Genomic DNA, 16649 nt, shown 5'->3' on the forward strand with positions numbered 1-16649 from the left:
TAGCCTGTAGGGGTGCCCCTGGGTACCCTCCCAATCTCGCAGTAATAGAATCGCATTATTGATATCGGCAAAATAATACTTATGATAACCAGCGTGGATGCCAACCAGACAGAGGTAATCGCGTTGCTGTGATTGGTGTTTTTATTTCGCGAATATTGGGAGGAATTGGTAATAACCATAAAATGCCATTGCTACTACCTTGAACGATCTGATTGGTACTTTCGCCCAGATCTACTTGATCGAACATTACCGCCAAACCATCTGGAGATAAACTCATCTGAAGACCCTGCTGGATTGGTAACAGCGTCATTTGTAAAATCTTTCTAGTTTTAGTATCGATCGCAGCTAAAAATGGTTCTTCATAGCTAGTTTCGCCTTTGGTTTTTAGCTCGGTAGCCAAACAATAAATAATATCTTTATCTGGTGAAAACTTGGCATCCCAAATCGAGCCATTAGTATTGAATATTTGCTGCTCTATGCCATCATTTTTGACAACAAATAGTGACTTGGTATAGTTGCTATTATATTCCACCATCGCAGCGGCTGTGCCATCGTTAGCAAAGCTCAATACATTCCCAAACTTAGGTAAAAAATCAAGCTTACTATTCGCATTTGGCACGATCGAAAAAATCGATACGCCCTGACCTACAGCAGCAGCAACCTCCGTACTATCTGGCGTAATCACAAAATCACCACTTTGTTTGAGCTTGGCAGGAGGAACCGATTTATCTAAAGCCACTACCCACAAGGCAAAATCAGTCGAGTTTTTGCGACTGACTCGTTGGACGACAACTGTTTTACCATCAGGAGAGAGGTCGAATTTGACGTTTTGATAATCGCGATTGTCGAGCACTACTTCTAGCTTACCAGGAGGAATAAATTGCTCGTCGTTCTCGGTATTGCGCGGAGCAATTCCGGTGCTGATACTATAAACTTGCTGCGAGGCGATCGCGGGTTGACGATTTTCGAGTGTTTGGCGATCGGTTGCTGTAAAAACAATCTTTTGGCTGTAACGATCGGCTTTAAAATCTGTCACGACTAAATTTGGTGGCGTAATCGCGATCGGGCTTTGCGTTTTAAAATTGTAGATGACGATCCGACCTCTATCTGCTTCTCCACTGCTAATATACGCAAACATTCGATCGGGCGTCCGAAACTGTCCGACAAAAGGAACGATTTCCTTCCCTCTTTGCTTGCCAATTTTCTCTCTAACACCCCGCAAATCGACTTGATAAGTATTTCCATAGGGAGCTGGAGACAGCAGCGTATAAGCCATTTTAGACCCCGCCCAACTGATTTTCCCTGGTAATGGCGGTGCGACTTTGAGCTGTTGGGCGACGACAGCACGATCCATCGGACGATTGAATGTCAGCGTAAATGCCGTATCTTCAGCACCAATCGATCGATTTTGCCAATTAAAATCGCGCACCTGCGGCAAAGTCCGATCGCCACTCACCAATAGCAGCAGAGTCACGATCGCCAATCCAGTCATGACTGCCATGGCAATGCGATCTAGGGGTTGTAAGGGAGTGTTAGTCACAGGGGGACGGGGGGACGAGGGGACGGGGAGACGGGGAGACGGGGAGACTGGGGGGACGGGGGGACGGGGGGACGGAAATATTCAATCCAAAATCCAAAATCCACAATCCAAAATCCACAATCCACTTACTCCTGATAAGGATTCTTAGGAACTGCAATTGGCTGGACTTCGCTGGTTTCGATGACTAATTGGCGACTCCCAGAGAATGTTTCGACGATCGCTTTACCTTTGATTTGAAGCCAGCTATCTTGAGGATATTGGCTGCGATCGCCTGTGAGCTTGACTGGCAGCGAGACGGGGTAAACATCTGCGGCACAACAGGTAATTACGAATCTCGACAGTAATATGTAGTTAGCAGGCAGATCTTTGGGGTAAAACACGAACCCTTTGAGGTTGGCTTTTTGGTTTAAATAGGCGTCGGGTTCGGGATAACTATTGAGCGTTCGCACCCAATCTACCAGCGTTCTAGATTCGGGTTTGATATTCGAGCGGAAGGCTTGGGGTTTATCTCTGGTAACTGTCACCGATTCTGAAGAAACACCCCGCTGGATGGCGGTGTGAGAGGTAAATAATTTTGGTGTAATAATCAATCCAGCGATCGCCGTACCCAAGAGCAACATGGTTGTAAACCAAGGCGGGAGCAGATTGCTATGTAGTTCGGACGAGATTGCCATCTGACCCCGATACAGTCGCCACCCCTGAAACAAACCAATTAATAATAAACAACCACCCGTGACAGTTACAAGTAGATAATAACTGGGATGAATCAGGATGAATAAGGTTCCGTCGATCGCGTACTTAAGTAATAAGATCCCCCATGCCGCTACTGCCGTAATATCTAACCACGACTTGCGCAAATTGGAGCGATCGGTGGGTGAGTTAACTGACATGGAAATTTACAAACAAGGTGAATAGGAAAGTTAATTGAGTCGCGATCGCGAAGAGATAAATAATCGCTTTGGGCTTAAATATCGACAACATTAATCCGATACTTTTGAGGTCGAACATCGGCCCAAACACCAGAAATGCCAACAGCGAACCGCTCGTAAATGTCGCGGCAAAAGAGAGCGCGAAAAATGAGTCTACAGTAGAACAAATCGAAATCGAGCCAGCCAAGATCATCATTACCACGATCGAGATAATTGGCCCTTCACCCAGACTAACAATTAATTCGCGTGGAGTGAGCGTTTGAATTGCCGCTGCCACTGCACTACCGAGGATTAAAACTCCCCCTAGCTCGCGCAATTCTTGGATGACATTATCCAAGACTAAATTCAAATTAGCACGAAACGATCTCTTGGGTGGCTGAATTAGCTCTGGTGTCATCCGTTGCGGTGCCATCCCCCTACTACCCAGCATAAAATCGCCCCCATCGAGAATACTGTAGCCAGTACTAACTTTCGGCTCGGCACGAAGCGTACCCATCGCGATCGCGGGTTGCAGAATAGGTTTGAGATCTTTTTGAACGCTAAAAATATAACCGATAATAGTCGCAATTAATAGCGAAAATACTACCCGCAAAACGACAATTTCCGGTCGATCGCGAAACGCAATCCAAGTAGACCAAATCACGATCGGATTGACAGTCGGTGCAGCCAGCAAAAATCCGATCGCAACAGGCATTGGAATCCCCTGCATAATCAATCGTCTCGCCACTGGCACATTTCCACATTCACAAACTGGGAATAAAAACCCAATACAACTGCCCGTAAAAGCACCCAGTAACGGATTTTTGGGCATCCGAGCGAGCAACCATCGTTCGTCGATACAAATCAGCAGTATGCTCGATAACAACACCCCCAGCAACAGAAATGGGAGTGCTTCTACCAGCAAGCTCAAAAAGAGCGTAAACGCATTATTAAGCTGTTCCATCTCGATCTTGGGATTGGGGATTGGGGATTAGAGATTGGGGATTGGAGATTGGAGATTGGGGATTGGGGATTGGAGACTGGGGATTGGGGATCGAACTTAGTAGTCACAACCTAATCCTCCTAATCCCTAAATCCTGACTTAGCAAAGACAACCTAATCCTGTAAATCCTGCAAATCCTTAAATCCTGATAATGGTTTGGCTGTTACGTATAACTCCAACAATCCAGGCGGCGGCAAGATTTCGATCCGGCGATTGGCAAGATCGACCACAGGCACGATTTCTTTGACGAATGGAATCATCGCCTCAGCGATTTTACCATCCCCATTCGGGACGCTAACTACCAAAATTTCGTGCCCAGCAGTAAAAATATCAGCTACAGTGCCAACTTCGACTCCCGTCACCCCATGAAAAACTGGCAACCCGATCAGATCCTGGCTGTGATACTCGCCAGGAGACAATCGCGGTCGATCGGTTGCGGGTAATAATAGCATTTGTCCGCGCAAATTCTCAGCTTGCGATCGAGTTTCAATCCCGGCTAATTGGACTACAAATAAGCCTTTCCCAGGAATCTCATAACCTTTTTGCAACTGGATCGAGCGCGGCTCCACATCAGTCGCACCCCACAGCCAGCGTTCCCCCGCGCGCTCGAATCGTTCGGGAAAGTCCGAGTTCGGATATACCTTCACTTCGCCTTTAATCCCCTGTGCGCCGACGATCGAACCAATTTCCATCCAACCATCTGGCGGTACTAATGGAGCTGTCCCAGAGGCAACCTTGCTGCGGGGAGTTTTAGAAGGTCGAATAGTCATAGCTCGGTCGGTAAGGAAAGAAGATCGATCTTTATGTTAAACCACAACCATCGATCTACCGCACCGCCAGCAACTGACAGCAAAGTTTATTACTCGATGTTCAAGTTTTTAAGCTACAGCTCGACGATTGAGGGAGGGAGTGGGTTCTAAGCGACCTAAATCTCTACCACTCATATGTTTACCAGACGATCTCAAAAGGAAAAACTCCTGAACTGATTGACTTAATTGATTCAACTGCTCAACCGGATTAGGTGCTTGTAGCAACTGCTCAAAATATAACAACAAAGCTTCCATCTGAAGATTGCGGAGTAGACTGCCCACAGTATATGCGGGCAGCTTGCTGTCAACGCGGGCTATTTGTCTCGGGTGAAGCAAGAGGCATAAGTCAAGCAACAGACTCAGGGTCAGGCCACGGCTTGTCCCTTCTTTACCTGTTTGCTTGGCCAACTGCGCCCAACCTTCATAAGACTTCCAGTCCTCGATGAAAACCTCTACTAACCATCTCAGTGTATACGCTTGGATGATATCTATGGTGCGCCAAGTCAGATCCGTAGCAACTAAATATCGATAATCTTGCTCACCCGGATACTTCAGCGCAATCACAAATCGCTTTTTTCCGTGAGCACAAACTTCCACTCTGATACTTCCAACATTGGCTGTAATGGCAGGTTGACCTCGAATACTCAACTCTTGAGGAACTCCCGGATAACTTGAAAAATAGTGCTTTAGGCTTTGTTTTCGGCCTCGAAAACGAATATTTTGGTTATAACGCAATTGGCTAATGACTTGGACTCCACCAAATAAGCCTGATGCTGCATCCATGAATTTTGCCTGACCATATAGTGCATCAGCAACGACGGCTTTGATCTTGATTTGACTGTGGTGCTTCCGAAACTGCTCCATTAATCGCAACACTAATTCTGGTTTAGTTGGGTAGTCTGGATTATGGGGTGGAGCCTCTGGGCGGTTTTTTTTCGCGATACCTTTCTTTCTCAGACGTTGATCTTCTCTTGTCCATGCTTGTTGTTGAGGGTCAGGTTGATAGACCTCAAATCCAACTGGCAAGCTCACTTTGTCAGTAACTAGTATTAATAACACTATGTTTTGACCATTTATATATCCCCCGCTACCTTTGTCTCTGATTTTATGGGTTTTGAATAACCTTGGTGTCTTCTTACTGCGCTGATGATCTGAGTCGTCAGTCACCAAAGTACCTCCAGAAATACCATACTGCTTGAGCACTATTGCTATACTAACTTGAAGCATCATCTCCCATGGCAGTTTGGATTTGCGAAACATCCATGATAAGGCTCCCAGGCTGTATTTCCCCAGGCTCACCCGTTCAAATCTTGCCCAGCATACGCTGTTCGTCAGTATTATGCCCATCAGACAGAATCCGATCCATCCACGCTGAATTCTGCTCAAGCCCCCATCTGGATTGTAACTTTTCAGTCCCTTGTTCAATTCGTTGATAAAGTCTTCGATGAAGGGCAAAGGCTTATTGAGTAGCATGTCTTTACCTTTCTATACCGATCCTTCATCCCATATCATACACTTCAGCAGTTTTCAAAAACTTGAACATCGAGTATTAGCAATTGACAAAAGATATTTGACAATCTGGTGCTTAGTTATTAACCGCCCTGAAATGAATTTCGGGCTAAAAGCGAAAGTTCGCTTAAGTGAACTCAAAAGCTTGAGCAGTGAGGATTTGCCGTATTAGAATTGTTACTACTATTAATTCACCATGTGCTTCCCTTTTTTAGGATCGGGTTATTTCCTACAATCACAGGAAGATCTTTGAGTCCACTTCAGTGGACTTTAGTCGTTAGCCCGAAATTCATTTCAGGGCGGTTAGCGACTAAGCACCAAGATTCTAGATTTGCGCTCCTGACAACTAATCCACCCTACTGCACCCCACCCCTCTCTAGCCAGTTGAGAAACTGTCCATTTCGGATCTCGAGCGATATTTGTTCGGCTTAGTATTTAGATATCGACTTAAATAGATCGGCTCTCAACTATTAGTAATTAGAGTAAAATCAGATGCAACAGATTGGTTATCAAAAAGATAGTAACGCTTGGATTTTTCAGACTTGGGCATCCTTTGTCCTTTCGGTAGGGATGACAACAACGGGAATTATTTATCTGCCCGTGGATTTGTGGACTAAAGGCTTCATGGGTATGGGGTTAGGATTTTCGGTAGCTTCGACATTTACACTAGCCAAAACCCAGAGAGACCTCCACGAATCGACAAAACTGACCTCAAAGATCGAAGAAGCGAAGGTCGAACAAATCCTCTCCCAACACGGACGCGCTTAATTAGCAACTCTACCCAATCGATTAAATTAACTCCTGTGTTTAGCCTGACTCGATCGATGAAAGTCGATCGATATTTTGTTGGCTTTTTTAGACAACTAATACCTTCATCTCGATGATGGCTATAGTTTCGCGTCAACCTGTACCGCCAAAGCTTACAATTGGTTGGAGTCCGATCGAAAATATCCTGGTAGCCGTCTATGTCATAGACTGATTAACCTCTATTATCCGGCTTGCAGGTATTGTGTTAGTGTGGTTGAGATAGATCGCGATTCGGCAGAGCCGACGCTACGCGAACGAAAATTTCAAGTTCAAAGTTCACAACTCCGCTCCCCCTCTAAGATCCAACCGCTCAGATTCTCGGTCTAATAATTATTTCCCCATCCACCCATCCACTCCTCGTACCCCAGTCCCAATTTGTGCCTTCGAGCCAGATTTTGCCGTTTATAGCAAAACTTAACTGTCAACTACCAACCGAGCTAAATGCGTCAATCTACTCTCCATCAACTTAAAGTATTTGAAACTGTTGCGAGATTAACTAGTATTACTCGTGCAGCAGAGGAGTTATCTTTGACACAGCCAACAGTCTCGATGCAGATCAAGCAACTCACTCAAAATGTTGGCGTACCACTATTCGAGCAGATTGGCAAAAAACTCTATCTGACTCAAGCCGGACAAGAATTACTCGTTACCTGTCGCGAAATATTCGATCGATTATCGCGGTTTGAGATGAAAATCACCGATCTCCAGGGACTCAAGCAAGGCAAGCTCAAACTATCGACGATTACCACGACCAAATACTTCATGCCACGCGCGATCGCACCTTTTTGTCAACTCTATCCCGGCATCGATGTCTCACTCGAAATTACCAATCACGAGCGAGTTTTAGAGCGGCTGAATGAAAATCTCGACGACTTGTATATTATTAGTAAAATTCCCGACAGGTTGGATGTGGCCTTACATCCATTTTTAGAAAATCCACTAGTAGTCATCGCTCCCAAAACTCATCCCCTCGCCCAAGAGAAAAATATTCCGATTACCAAATTACAAAACGAGCCATTTATCATGCGGGAACGGGGTTCGGGAACTCGCGCAGCAGTCGAACAATTACTTGCCAAACATGGGGTTTCGGTAAAAGTGCGCCTAGAATTGGGCGGAAATGAAGCAATAAAACAGGCAATTGGTGTGGGTTTGGGGATTTCGGTACTTTCTCAACATACGTTTACCCCAGAAGCTGCGATGTCGGGACTGACGATTTTAGATATCCAACATTTTCCGATCGAGCGTCATTGGTACGTAATTTATCCAGCCGATAAGCAACTCTCGATTCTTGCTAATACTTTCTTTGATTTTCTTCAGCAGGAATCTCAAATTATCGCCAATAAAATGCGATCGCAAATCGGTATGTAAAGTCTAACTCGATCTATTTTTATTGCAATTTTCTCTATCCTTCAGGAAAAAATAGTTATCAAACATTAACTGTTAAACATGCCAAAAGCAACACCATGACTATAGCTCAGGGATCTCTACGTTTAAATCTGTATAATGTGGAGTTGCACTAGCGTTGTAGTGGATGGCTCCCGTCTTGACAGTATTTAGAGATATGGAGGCTGTCAGTTTGTGTTGCTTTTGAGGGTTTAGTGAGACAAAAATACAGCAAAAATTTGAAACTGGTTTTCTCCTATTAGATTAAGATCTAAACTAAACTGTAGATGTTCGATCGATCGAGAAGCTATAATACAGCAAAAATTCGGAACTGATTTTTTCCTATTAGATTAAGATCTAAACTAAACTGTAGATGCCCGATCGGTCGAGAAGCTCTTTTGCTTCCTTAGTTATTAATTTATCACCTAAATTCTTAAATTCTAGCGATCGCAAGTAATGTTTATATAATTGAGAGTAAATACTGCTAAATTTATAGACATAGTTGACCGACTGAGAAATATTGTAAACTAGAGTTAAGCGAGCGGCATTAATGAAGCCCGCGCACAAATATTTGATAAATATCAGTGATAGACCGATTAGAAGCTAGTTTCGATCGAGTATTGGCTGGCTTAACCGCAAGTCTCCATGCTGACGAACAATTTACATTGCGGTTGCAGGGCGAAGTCAGTCAATTTACGCGATTCAATCATGCCAAAGTCCGCCAGACGGGGATCGTCACCGATGGCAATCTCCAACTAAAGCTGATCTACCAACAGCGAAGCAGTTCGGTAGAGTTTCCCTTTACTGGCGAAGTCGAAATCGATCTCCCGCAAGCTCAATCCGCTCTAGCAGCCCTAAGAGTGGAAGTACCGCAATTACCTATCGATCCCTATCTAGTATTACCGACAGGGACTGCTACCAGCCACGAGGTACATGCTGGCCATTTATTACCAGATGCTGATGTGGTAGATAGCTTGTTACCAGTAGTCGAAAATCTCGACTTTACGGGTTTATATGCGGGGGGAATGGTGATGCGCGGCTATGCCGATAGTAGCGGGCAAAAACACTGGTTTGCTACCGAGTCTTATACCCTGGATTATTCTCTATTTACCAAAACCGGGCAAGCCGTCAAAGGTACGCTCGCGGGCAGCCACTGGGATGATGCTGTCTATCAAGCCAAAATTGCCGAGTCCAAAACCCAATTAGTCAGGTTAGCACAACCGCTCAAGACGATCGAGCGCGGTAAATATCGCACCTATTTGGCTCCAGCGGCTACAGCCGACCTGTTAGGGATGTTGTCCTGGGGAGGGATTAGCGAGGCTGCTTTGCAGCAGGGGAGAAGCTGTTTTGGGGCACTACAGCGCGGCGAGCAATCTTTATCGTCACATTTAACGATCTCCGAAAATTTCCAGCGGGGGTTGGTGCCCAGATTTAACGAATTAGGCGAAATTGCCCCAGCCCATCTGACTTTAATCGATCGGGGTCACTTGGCCAATACGCTAGTCAATGCGCGCACCGCTAAAGAGTATCAAAAACCCGCTAATGGTGCAAATCGCAGCGAGTCCCTACGTTCGGCAGAAATTAGCACTGGAGAACTCACAGCCGATCGTATTTTAGCAACTCTAGATACTGGTTTATATTTATCCAATCTCCATTATCTCAACTGGAGCGATCGACCGACTGGTCGGGTAACGGGGATGACTCGTTATGCTTGTTTTTGGGTAGAACGGGGTGAGATCGTTGCGCCGATCGCCAATTTACGCTTTGATGAAAGTCTCTACCGTTGTTGGGGCGATAATCTGATGGCATTGACAAACACTGTGGAATTTATTCCCGATGTCGATACTTATGGCAGTCGTCAGCTCGGTGGGAGTTGGGTACCGGGATTATTAGTAGATGATTTTACTTATACCCTCTAAACCAAATCGCTGCTTGACTAAATTCGATCGTTCAACCTGCAAATCTTATCTCAATTTTTGTGTTTTCTGGGCATAATAAATTAGGTTCTGGTTGGAGAGTTGCCATCTAGTCGCAGATCTGCCTACCTTGACTCGATCGATCGGCAGGAAATCTAAACATGGTGGAGCGTCAAGATGGACGTTATGGCTGCAACACATGTCTCAAAATTATCAACTCTCACCCGTCCACCGATTCAATCGATGTCCAAACTGGAAGACCAATTCATCATTAATTTCTGGGGAGTACGCGGGAGCATTGCTTGCCCTGGAGCCGCTACCGTGCGCTACGGTGGTAATACGCCCTGCGTGGAAATGTTAGTGGGCGGTTATCGGCTGATTTTTGATGCGGGAACCGGGATTCATGTCTTAGGACAATCATTAATGAGTCACCTTCCCGTCAGCGGACATCTATTTTTTTCGCACTCACATTGGGATCACATTCAAGGTTTCCCGTTCTTTTCTCCAGCATTTATGGAGGGTAATGAATTTGATATTTATGGTGGTGTAATTCCCCACGGCGTGACGATCGAACACCGCCTGCACGATCAGATGAATCAGCCTAATTTTCCAGTACCGTTACAGGTAATGGGTGCCAATTTACGCTTTCACAATCTCGATTATGGCGATCGAGTCAATTTAGGCGAAGTTACCGTCTCCACGGGCGAATTAAATCATCCCGGTGGCGCGATGGGATATCGCGTAAGCTGGCGAGATTATGCCGTCGCTTATATTACCGATACCGAACACTTTAGCACTGGACTCGATCGCAATGTATTGGCATTAGCAGATCGAGCCGATGTCCTGATCTATGATTCTACTTATACCGATGAGGAGTATTATCATCCCCAATCTAGTAAGATCGGGTGGGGACATTCGACCTGGCAAGAAGGGGTAAAAATTGCCCAAGCAGCACGAGTCAAAAAGCTGGTAATTTTCCACCACGATCCCAGTCATGACGATCGATTTATGGATGCAGTTGAGTCACAATCGACACGAGTTTTTCCTGAATCGATCGTTGCCAAAGAAGGGATGAAAATTTTGGTAAACGAGCGCGTATCGATCGCCAATTAATAATTTTACTCCTCGATTGTATCTGGTGCCTCATCATTTTGAAACTTCATCTGCGCCCAGGTTAATTGTTTGACCTTTTCGACATTGCCTTCTTTGACAGCATCTTTAAGATCTCGCTTTTCATGCGCGATCGCAATTGCTTCTTCTTTCGATCGAGAACTGCTATCGAAACACTTCTCCAGGTTTTCAAAAACCCCACGTCGCGATTTTGTCGCATGTTGGCGTTCGGTATCGAGCAATTTTGCCATCAATTCCAGGTGCATGGCATCATCGCTACAGATCTCTTCTAAAATCGACCATTCGTCACCGCCTAATAATTTCTTTTCCTGAATGCGAGTATCTTTAAACGGTTTGCCCATTACTTCCTCATATATCCGAGGTAGACTATCATCAAATTCGTGCTTTTCTTCCAGCCAAATTCGTCTAATTTCTCCTAACTCTTCATCAGTAATTAGGGTAATATCCTGCATATCTGGCGGCGCAGTCTGCTGAATTTGCACCTGTGCCTCTAGCACCCGTCGCAACCAATGTTCGCGCCAAAACTTAGTATAAGGGCCAGGAATTGGAACTATTTCAGTTGTTTCTTTATCTTCTTTAGATTTTCGCTCGAATAGTTCGACTCTACCATATATGCGTCTGAAATCTCGCTTATCGCGATCGTCATGAATATCTAATTCATTCCGAATATCTAACAATGGTTGCAACCATTCTTTATCCTCATCATTTTGAATCATTGCCTCCATCGATTTATCTTTACTCACTAGCGTACACACCCAGCAACCAAACCGAGAATCGCCACAACTAGGGGTAGATGTATCGACAACTAACGGACATTCATTATCGGCAGTCGCACCGCGATACAGGCTGAATAAATCCTGATTATTTCCACCCCAAGGATTCTTAAATTGCATCAGATACATCCACACCTCATCAGTCCGCCAATCCTCGATCGGGGTATAAACCAGGGAATTAATTAAGCTCGGTCTAGGACTCAACCGATCGCGCACCCGACCTTTTTCATGCTTTTCCATAACAGTAGCGCGCTTATTACTTTCTGCCTTACGCATACCCAAAACCAGTATGACTTCACCGCAGGTATGAACGGTGTTGCGAATAAAACGGTTCGCTGGATTAATTTTTAGGCGTTCGGTACACCATCGAAATCTCATCCGTGGTGCAGGGTAGCCTTTACCAATTAAATTAGGCCAAAATCTTTCTTTAAGTTCTGGGTAAAGTAAATGAGCTTGAATTGGCATCTGTTGTTGTCGAGCAGCAGTTTTCAACTGTTCGATCGATCTATTTACCCAAACGGAGACAATTGGATTTTCTACTAATGTATCTGTAGTGATTACATGAATTGGCTTGGTACGTTGTTCTACCGGAAGTTGAGCAATTGCATTCCAAATCAATTGAAGAATACAGCTACTATCTTTGCCCCATGAAACCCCTAAAACCCACGGTATTCCATCGAGGCAGTATAATTCCTGTATCTCCTGGTTAAGTCTTTCTATTTCATCTACTAGTTCAGATACACCACGATTTTCTAGCTCTAACATTTGAGTCTATTACCTACATAAGTTATTTTTCTGGATTTTCTGCTAAGATACTTTGCCTTAATTTTTCAAATCTTTTTTCTAGCAACGATTTTAATATTCTTGGAGCATTTTCCTTCTGATAGTCTTCAGAGCCTATAGATATATTGCTATACTCACATTCCACTGATTCAATTGATAAAAAATGTTCATGTAAAAAGTCTATGCTATCTTGACTACCTTTGATAGCAGATTCTATCTCCAATTTTTGAAATGATGGATTATCCGACCAATATCGGTTAGCTTTTGAAGATATCCATGCATAATTTAGAGGAGAGTTAACTGGATGATCTGTATTTCGGTCTATCTTTTCACCCGTAAATCTGTACCATAAATTAACGGCGTATAGATGATCGATTTGCAAATCTCCTCTACCTATATGTAAACGTTCTCCACGTTCTGATTCATTACTACCACTTTTATCTCTAAACTTAAAATCTGACAATCCATTTTTAATAGAAAACGATAGAATTGCCGTCTGCATGGTACTACCTGGAGAGGACATCAAAGCTTCTTTTGTAGAATAGCCATCAACATTGCATATCATTTCAAAACGATTTTTTCCCTCAGAGCCAAGTATAGATGATTCCGTTAAATATTGATTAGAAGAAATTCCATCATTCAAGTCTGAGACATCTGACCACTTAATTTTCGGATCGGATATATATGCTATTAATCTTGGAATATCTGATAGTATTCTCTTGTCTACTGATGAATAAGCTTTTTGATAAGCACCACCAAATATAGATCCCCAATACCACCACTCAATTTTTTTAATGATTGTTCCATTAGGATCTTTCAGTATTTTTTTCCAGACTGAATCAGTCAATACTGATGACAAAACTAAATCCATCGGTCGATAGGGAACAGTTGATAACTTTTCTACTCCTAACTTTGATTTCATTAAGAAATAGGCACGGAGTAACTGCTTGACTGCTTGAGACTGAACTTTATGAACAACATCTCTACTTAGAGCAAGTATTAATTTATCTGAATATCCCCAATTCTCGCTTTGAAAAATATGACGAGCAGCATTCTGATAACTAGTATATCCTTGTAAAATATTAGAACGAGTTGACCAATCATCGCCAAGAGCCTGATTTAGCTGTGCATGTAGAACAATGGCTTGTGCAAAAGATCGAGATATAGACTCAGGGAACTTACTACCTTGGTTGACTTGATCTGCCTCTTCACTTTTTTCACCTAAAAATTTGCCTATATTCCAGAAGTTAGAGGCTACATCTTTGCCTCTAGCCCCATCTGGTAACATCAGAGTATACTTCTCTATATTTTTGTTATACTCTTTAAAATTTTGCGAACATTCATTTTTAACAACATCTCTAAGACTACGATCTGTAGTTGTAGTTTTAGCAACTAATAAGTCGAATGTATCTAATGCTACACTACCCATGTTGATTACTGAAAAAATTCCTGACAGACGATTAAAATCTTTTGACGGCACCTCCAATACTGGAAAGGGAAATTTAATAATCTGACCCAGCAAATGTTCCAATCTTGTTTTCCAAATTAAGAATTTCTTCTTTAATTTTTCTCTCTCCTGATTATATTCAATTTCTTCAATTTCTCCTGCATCAAATTTTCTCTTTAATGCCTGCCCATCCTTAGTACTTACGATAATCGTCTCTTGACGATAGTCAAATAATTCCATCAACAGTCTTGTTGGATCTAGTTCTAGAGAATTACTACTTTCATTTTCAAAATAAAGTTGATCTAATGGTAGATATATTCCTTCTTCCATCTCGAACTGTCTTTGCAAAGCACTTACAGTACAAAAATCAGCCAGCTCGCCATCAGGAATACTATAATATATTGGACTTTTCTTATCAGTTCTTCTGTATTTAACTGATACAAAAACGTCGCACATTTCTTCATGTTGTATTTCTCGAATATCTAGCCACTCAAGATTATCTAACCCAAGCTTATTAAGATTTAAGAACCATCGCAGCCTGTAGCTTCTGTTTAGCTCACTACCTTCAGAAAAATGGTAAGCATTTCCAAATATTAGATCTAGTGCAGTTAGTCTTTGTTGTCCATCTAACAAATAATCGCAGCTATACTCATCCCCTTTTTGTAAGCATTGGTTAGATTTAACAATTTCTGTATCTTTAGATGATATATTGGCTTTGCTTGCTAGAACATCTTTAAGTGTTTTTTCTGGAATAGATAGTGGTCTATTAATAGACATCATCTTACTGTTGGCTTCTGTCCCGATTAAAGCTTGTCCAACCGGATACTCAAGCAAAATGGAGGCTAACAATGATTGCCATCGCTCAGGATTCCAAACAAATGGACGTTGAAAATTAGGCAACAAAAGATCCCCTTTTCGTAGTGCATATAGTAGTTGCCCAAGTGTTCTGGTTGTCATGAATCGATATTTATACTAAGGGGTGACACAGACTATTAACAGGCTAACACATGCGTAATCAGGATTAAATATAATTAAACTCACAGATTCGTTAAGTTTTTAAAAACCTCTGAAAGCGGTGGCGGGAAAGCTGCTAATCTAGTTGCGGTAACTTCACTCAACCGTCGGACAATGCCAGCTAGCAAGATTCCTAACCTTCAGCCTAATGAAATCCTCGTCCAACGCACTAACATGGGCGGTAGTGAGGCTTATATCGGCTCTGTGACGCTGCAATGGTTGGCCGATCGAGTAAAATATGCCTCGGAGATGAGTTTGCTATCCGATCGACATCAGCCTCAAGATAAGAACATCTCGATCGATAGCGATAGTATCGAAGTTATCCAACAGCGTCCGCTAGACTGGAGCCGACAGGCTGCTTTAGTACAATATTTAGCAGGGCGAACTACTCATAAATTCCCGCCCGTATTAGTGACGATCGACAGGGGTTGGGTTGATAATATTCATGCGGATGAGTGGGGGAGAGGCGGCAAAGCCACTGAGTCGGCAGCGATATTTATGCCACTAGATGGTAATAATAGTTTCGGGCTATTAGATGTGGGCGAATCTGTGCGGATTTATGCCCTTGATGGACAACATCGGTTGATGGGCGTACAGGGATTGATGGAGTTATTACGTGCTGGTGAATTGCCTCGATATAATAAAGAGCGGCATCCGGTAGGTAATAAAATTACGTTGGCTGAATTGGGGACATCGGAGGCATATTTAGAGAGTTTACCTCAGGAAACGATCGGGATTGAATTTATCTCGGCGGTGGTAAAAGGTGAGACACAATTAGAGGCGCGCCGCAGGATTCGATCGATCTTCGTCCATGTTAATCTAATGGCGATCGCGTTGAGTAAAGGACAATTAGCCCAGTTAGATGAAAATGATGGCTTTGCGATCGTGGCCAGACAAATTGCTGTCAATCATCCCTTATTAAAAGATATCCCAGGACGCAACCCTCGCGTGAATTGGGATAGTGCGACGGTGGCGACTAAAACTACCGTGCTGACAACTCTGCAAGCTCTGCAAGATATGGCGGCAAAATATCTGCAATATCGGTTCCCTCTGTGGAAGCCTAAAGCCCAGAAAGGTTTGGTGCCGTTGCGTCCAGATACCGCCGAATTAGAATTGGGAATTGAGTCTTTTAATCGGTTGTTCGACAAGCTATCCCAATTTACCAGCTACGGACGGTTAAAAGGCGAAGATACGACTAAATTGCGCCGATTTAGTTTTGAAATCGACGGCGGTGAGGGACATTTATTATTTCGCCCCGTCGGGCAAGTTGCCTTCGCGCAAGGGGTGGGAATGGCGGTTTTTAAAAAACAAATGGTTGAAACCGAGGTTTTCCGTAAACTCGATCGCTATGATGCCGATGGTGGGTTTAGTAATATTAATCTGCCGCAATCTCTATGGTATGGAATTTTATTCGACCCTAATAAGAAACGTATCCTGGTATCTGGGCGCGATTTGGCTGCTAAGTTGATTGTATATTTACTAGGCGGCGTGGATAATGATTTCGATCGCGCCGAACTCCGCCGTCAAGTTGCTGAAGCGAGAACTATCGGTGAATATGCAATGAGTTTTGAGGGTGAATTAGTCACGCCCAAGGAGGTTGGTTTGCCACCACTATTGACATGAGCA

General features: G+C 43.6%; 12 protein-coding genes. 5 read left to right on the top strand and 7 right to left on the bottom strand.

The features are described 5' to 3' along the window. Nucleotides 1-79: 79 nt before the first annotated feature. From CHA6605_RS15865 to CHA6605_RS15885, 5 genes are all read right to left on the bottom strand, one after another. Nucleotides 80-1540 carry a hypothetical protein gene (locus CHA6605_RS15865; RefSeq protein WP_015160435.1) on the bottom strand — a complete coding sequence of 487 codons (1461 nt, stop codon included), beginning with the start codon at nucleotides 1538-1540 and terminating at the stop codon, nucleotides 80-82. A gap of 125 nt (nucleotides 1541-1665) precedes the next feature. Next, a complete protein-coding gene (locus tag CHA6605_RS15870) occupies nucleotides 1666-2430 on the bottom strand; it encodes a TIGR03943 family putative permease subunit (RefSeq protein ID WP_015160436.1) in 765 nt (254 codons plus the stop codon). Then, nucleotides 2420-3412: a permease gene (locus CHA6605_RS15875; RefSeq protein ID WP_015160437.1), complete on the bottom strand. Its 993-nt coding sequence runs from the start codon at nucleotides 3410-3412 to the stop codon at nucleotides 2420-2422. Before CHA6605_RS15875 ends, CHA6605_RS15870 begins: the two co-directional genes overlap by 11 nt. Before the next feature lie 152 nt (nucleotides 3413-3564). Further along, the gene (gene rimM, locus CHA6605_RS15880; RefSeq protein WP_015160438.1) at nucleotides 3565-4221 is read right to left on the bottom strand and encodes a ribosome maturation factor RimM; all 657 of its coding nucleotides are present in this window, start codon (nucleotides 4219-4221) and stop codon (nucleotides 3565-3567) included. A gap of 108 nt (nucleotides 4222-4329) precedes the next feature. Then, nucleotides 4330-5733 carry a transposase gene (locus CHA6605_RS15885; RefSeq protein WP_015158689.1) on the bottom strand — a complete coding sequence of 468 codons (1404 nt, stop codon included), beginning with the start codon at nucleotides 5731-5733 and terminating at the stop codon, nucleotides 4330-4332. Between the two features lie 528 nt (nucleotides 5734-6261). Here CHA6605_RS15885 and CHA6605_RS15890 point away from each other — a divergent pair. From CHA6605_RS15890 to CHA6605_RS15910, 4 genes are all read left to right on the top strand, one after another. Next, entirely contained in the window at nucleotides 6262-6537 is a 276-nt protein-coding gene (locus CHA6605_RS15890) for a YiaA/YiaB family inner membrane protein (RefSeq protein ID WP_015160439.1), read from the top strand. Between the two features lie 480 nt (nucleotides 6538-7017). Then, a complete protein-coding gene (locus CHA6605_RS15895) occupies nucleotides 7018-7944 on the top strand; it encodes a LysR family transcriptional regulator (protein ID WP_015160440.1) in 927 nt (308 codons plus the stop codon). A 599-nt stretch (nucleotides 7945-8543) separates the two neighbouring features. Further along, nucleotides 8544-9878, top strand: coding sequence for a TldD/PmbA family protein (locus CHA6605_RS15905; protein ID WP_015160441.1), 1335 nt, complete (start codon nucleotides 8544-8546; stop codon nucleotides 9876-9878). Nucleotides 9879-10118: 240 nt separating this feature from the next. Then, nucleotides 10119-10988: an MBL fold metallo-hydrolase gene (locus tag CHA6605_RS15910; RefSeq protein WP_041549493.1), complete on the top strand. Its 870-nt coding sequence runs from the start codon at nucleotides 10119-10121 to the stop codon at nucleotides 10986-10988. Between the two features lie 5 nt (nucleotides 10989-10993). Here CHA6605_RS15910 and dndC read toward each other — a convergent pair whose 3' ends face one another. Both dndC and CHA6605_RS15920 read right to left on the bottom strand, forming a co-directional pair. Continuing rightward, nucleotides 10994-12544: a DNA phosphorothioation system sulfurtransferase DndC gene (gene dndC, locus CHA6605_RS15915; protein WP_015160443.1), complete on the bottom strand. Its 1551-nt coding sequence runs from the start codon at nucleotides 12542-12544 to the stop codon at nucleotides 10994-10996. A gap of 22 nt (nucleotides 12545-12566) precedes the next feature. Continuing rightward, nucleotides 12567-14966, bottom strand: a complete 2400-nt coding sequence (locus tag CHA6605_RS15920; protein WP_015160444.1) for a DUF262 domain-containing protein — start codon at nucleotides 14964-14966, stop codon at nucleotides 12567-12569. A gap of 171 nt (nucleotides 14967-15137) precedes the next feature. On the opposite strand from CHA6605_RS15920, the gene CHA6605_RS15925 reads away from it, so the two are divergent. Beyond that, a complete protein-coding gene (locus tag CHA6605_RS15925) occupies nucleotides 15138-16646 on the top strand; it encodes a DGQHR domain-containing protein (protein ID WP_015160445.1) in 1509 nt (502 codons plus the stop codon). Nucleotides 16647-16649: the final 3 nt, after the last annotated feature.

Source organism: Chamaesiphon minutus PCC 6605, from assembly GCF_000317145.1.
Lineage (GTDB): Bacteria > Cyanobacteriota > Cyanobacteriia > Cyanobacteriales > Chamaesiphonaceae > Chamaesiphon > Chamaesiphon minutus.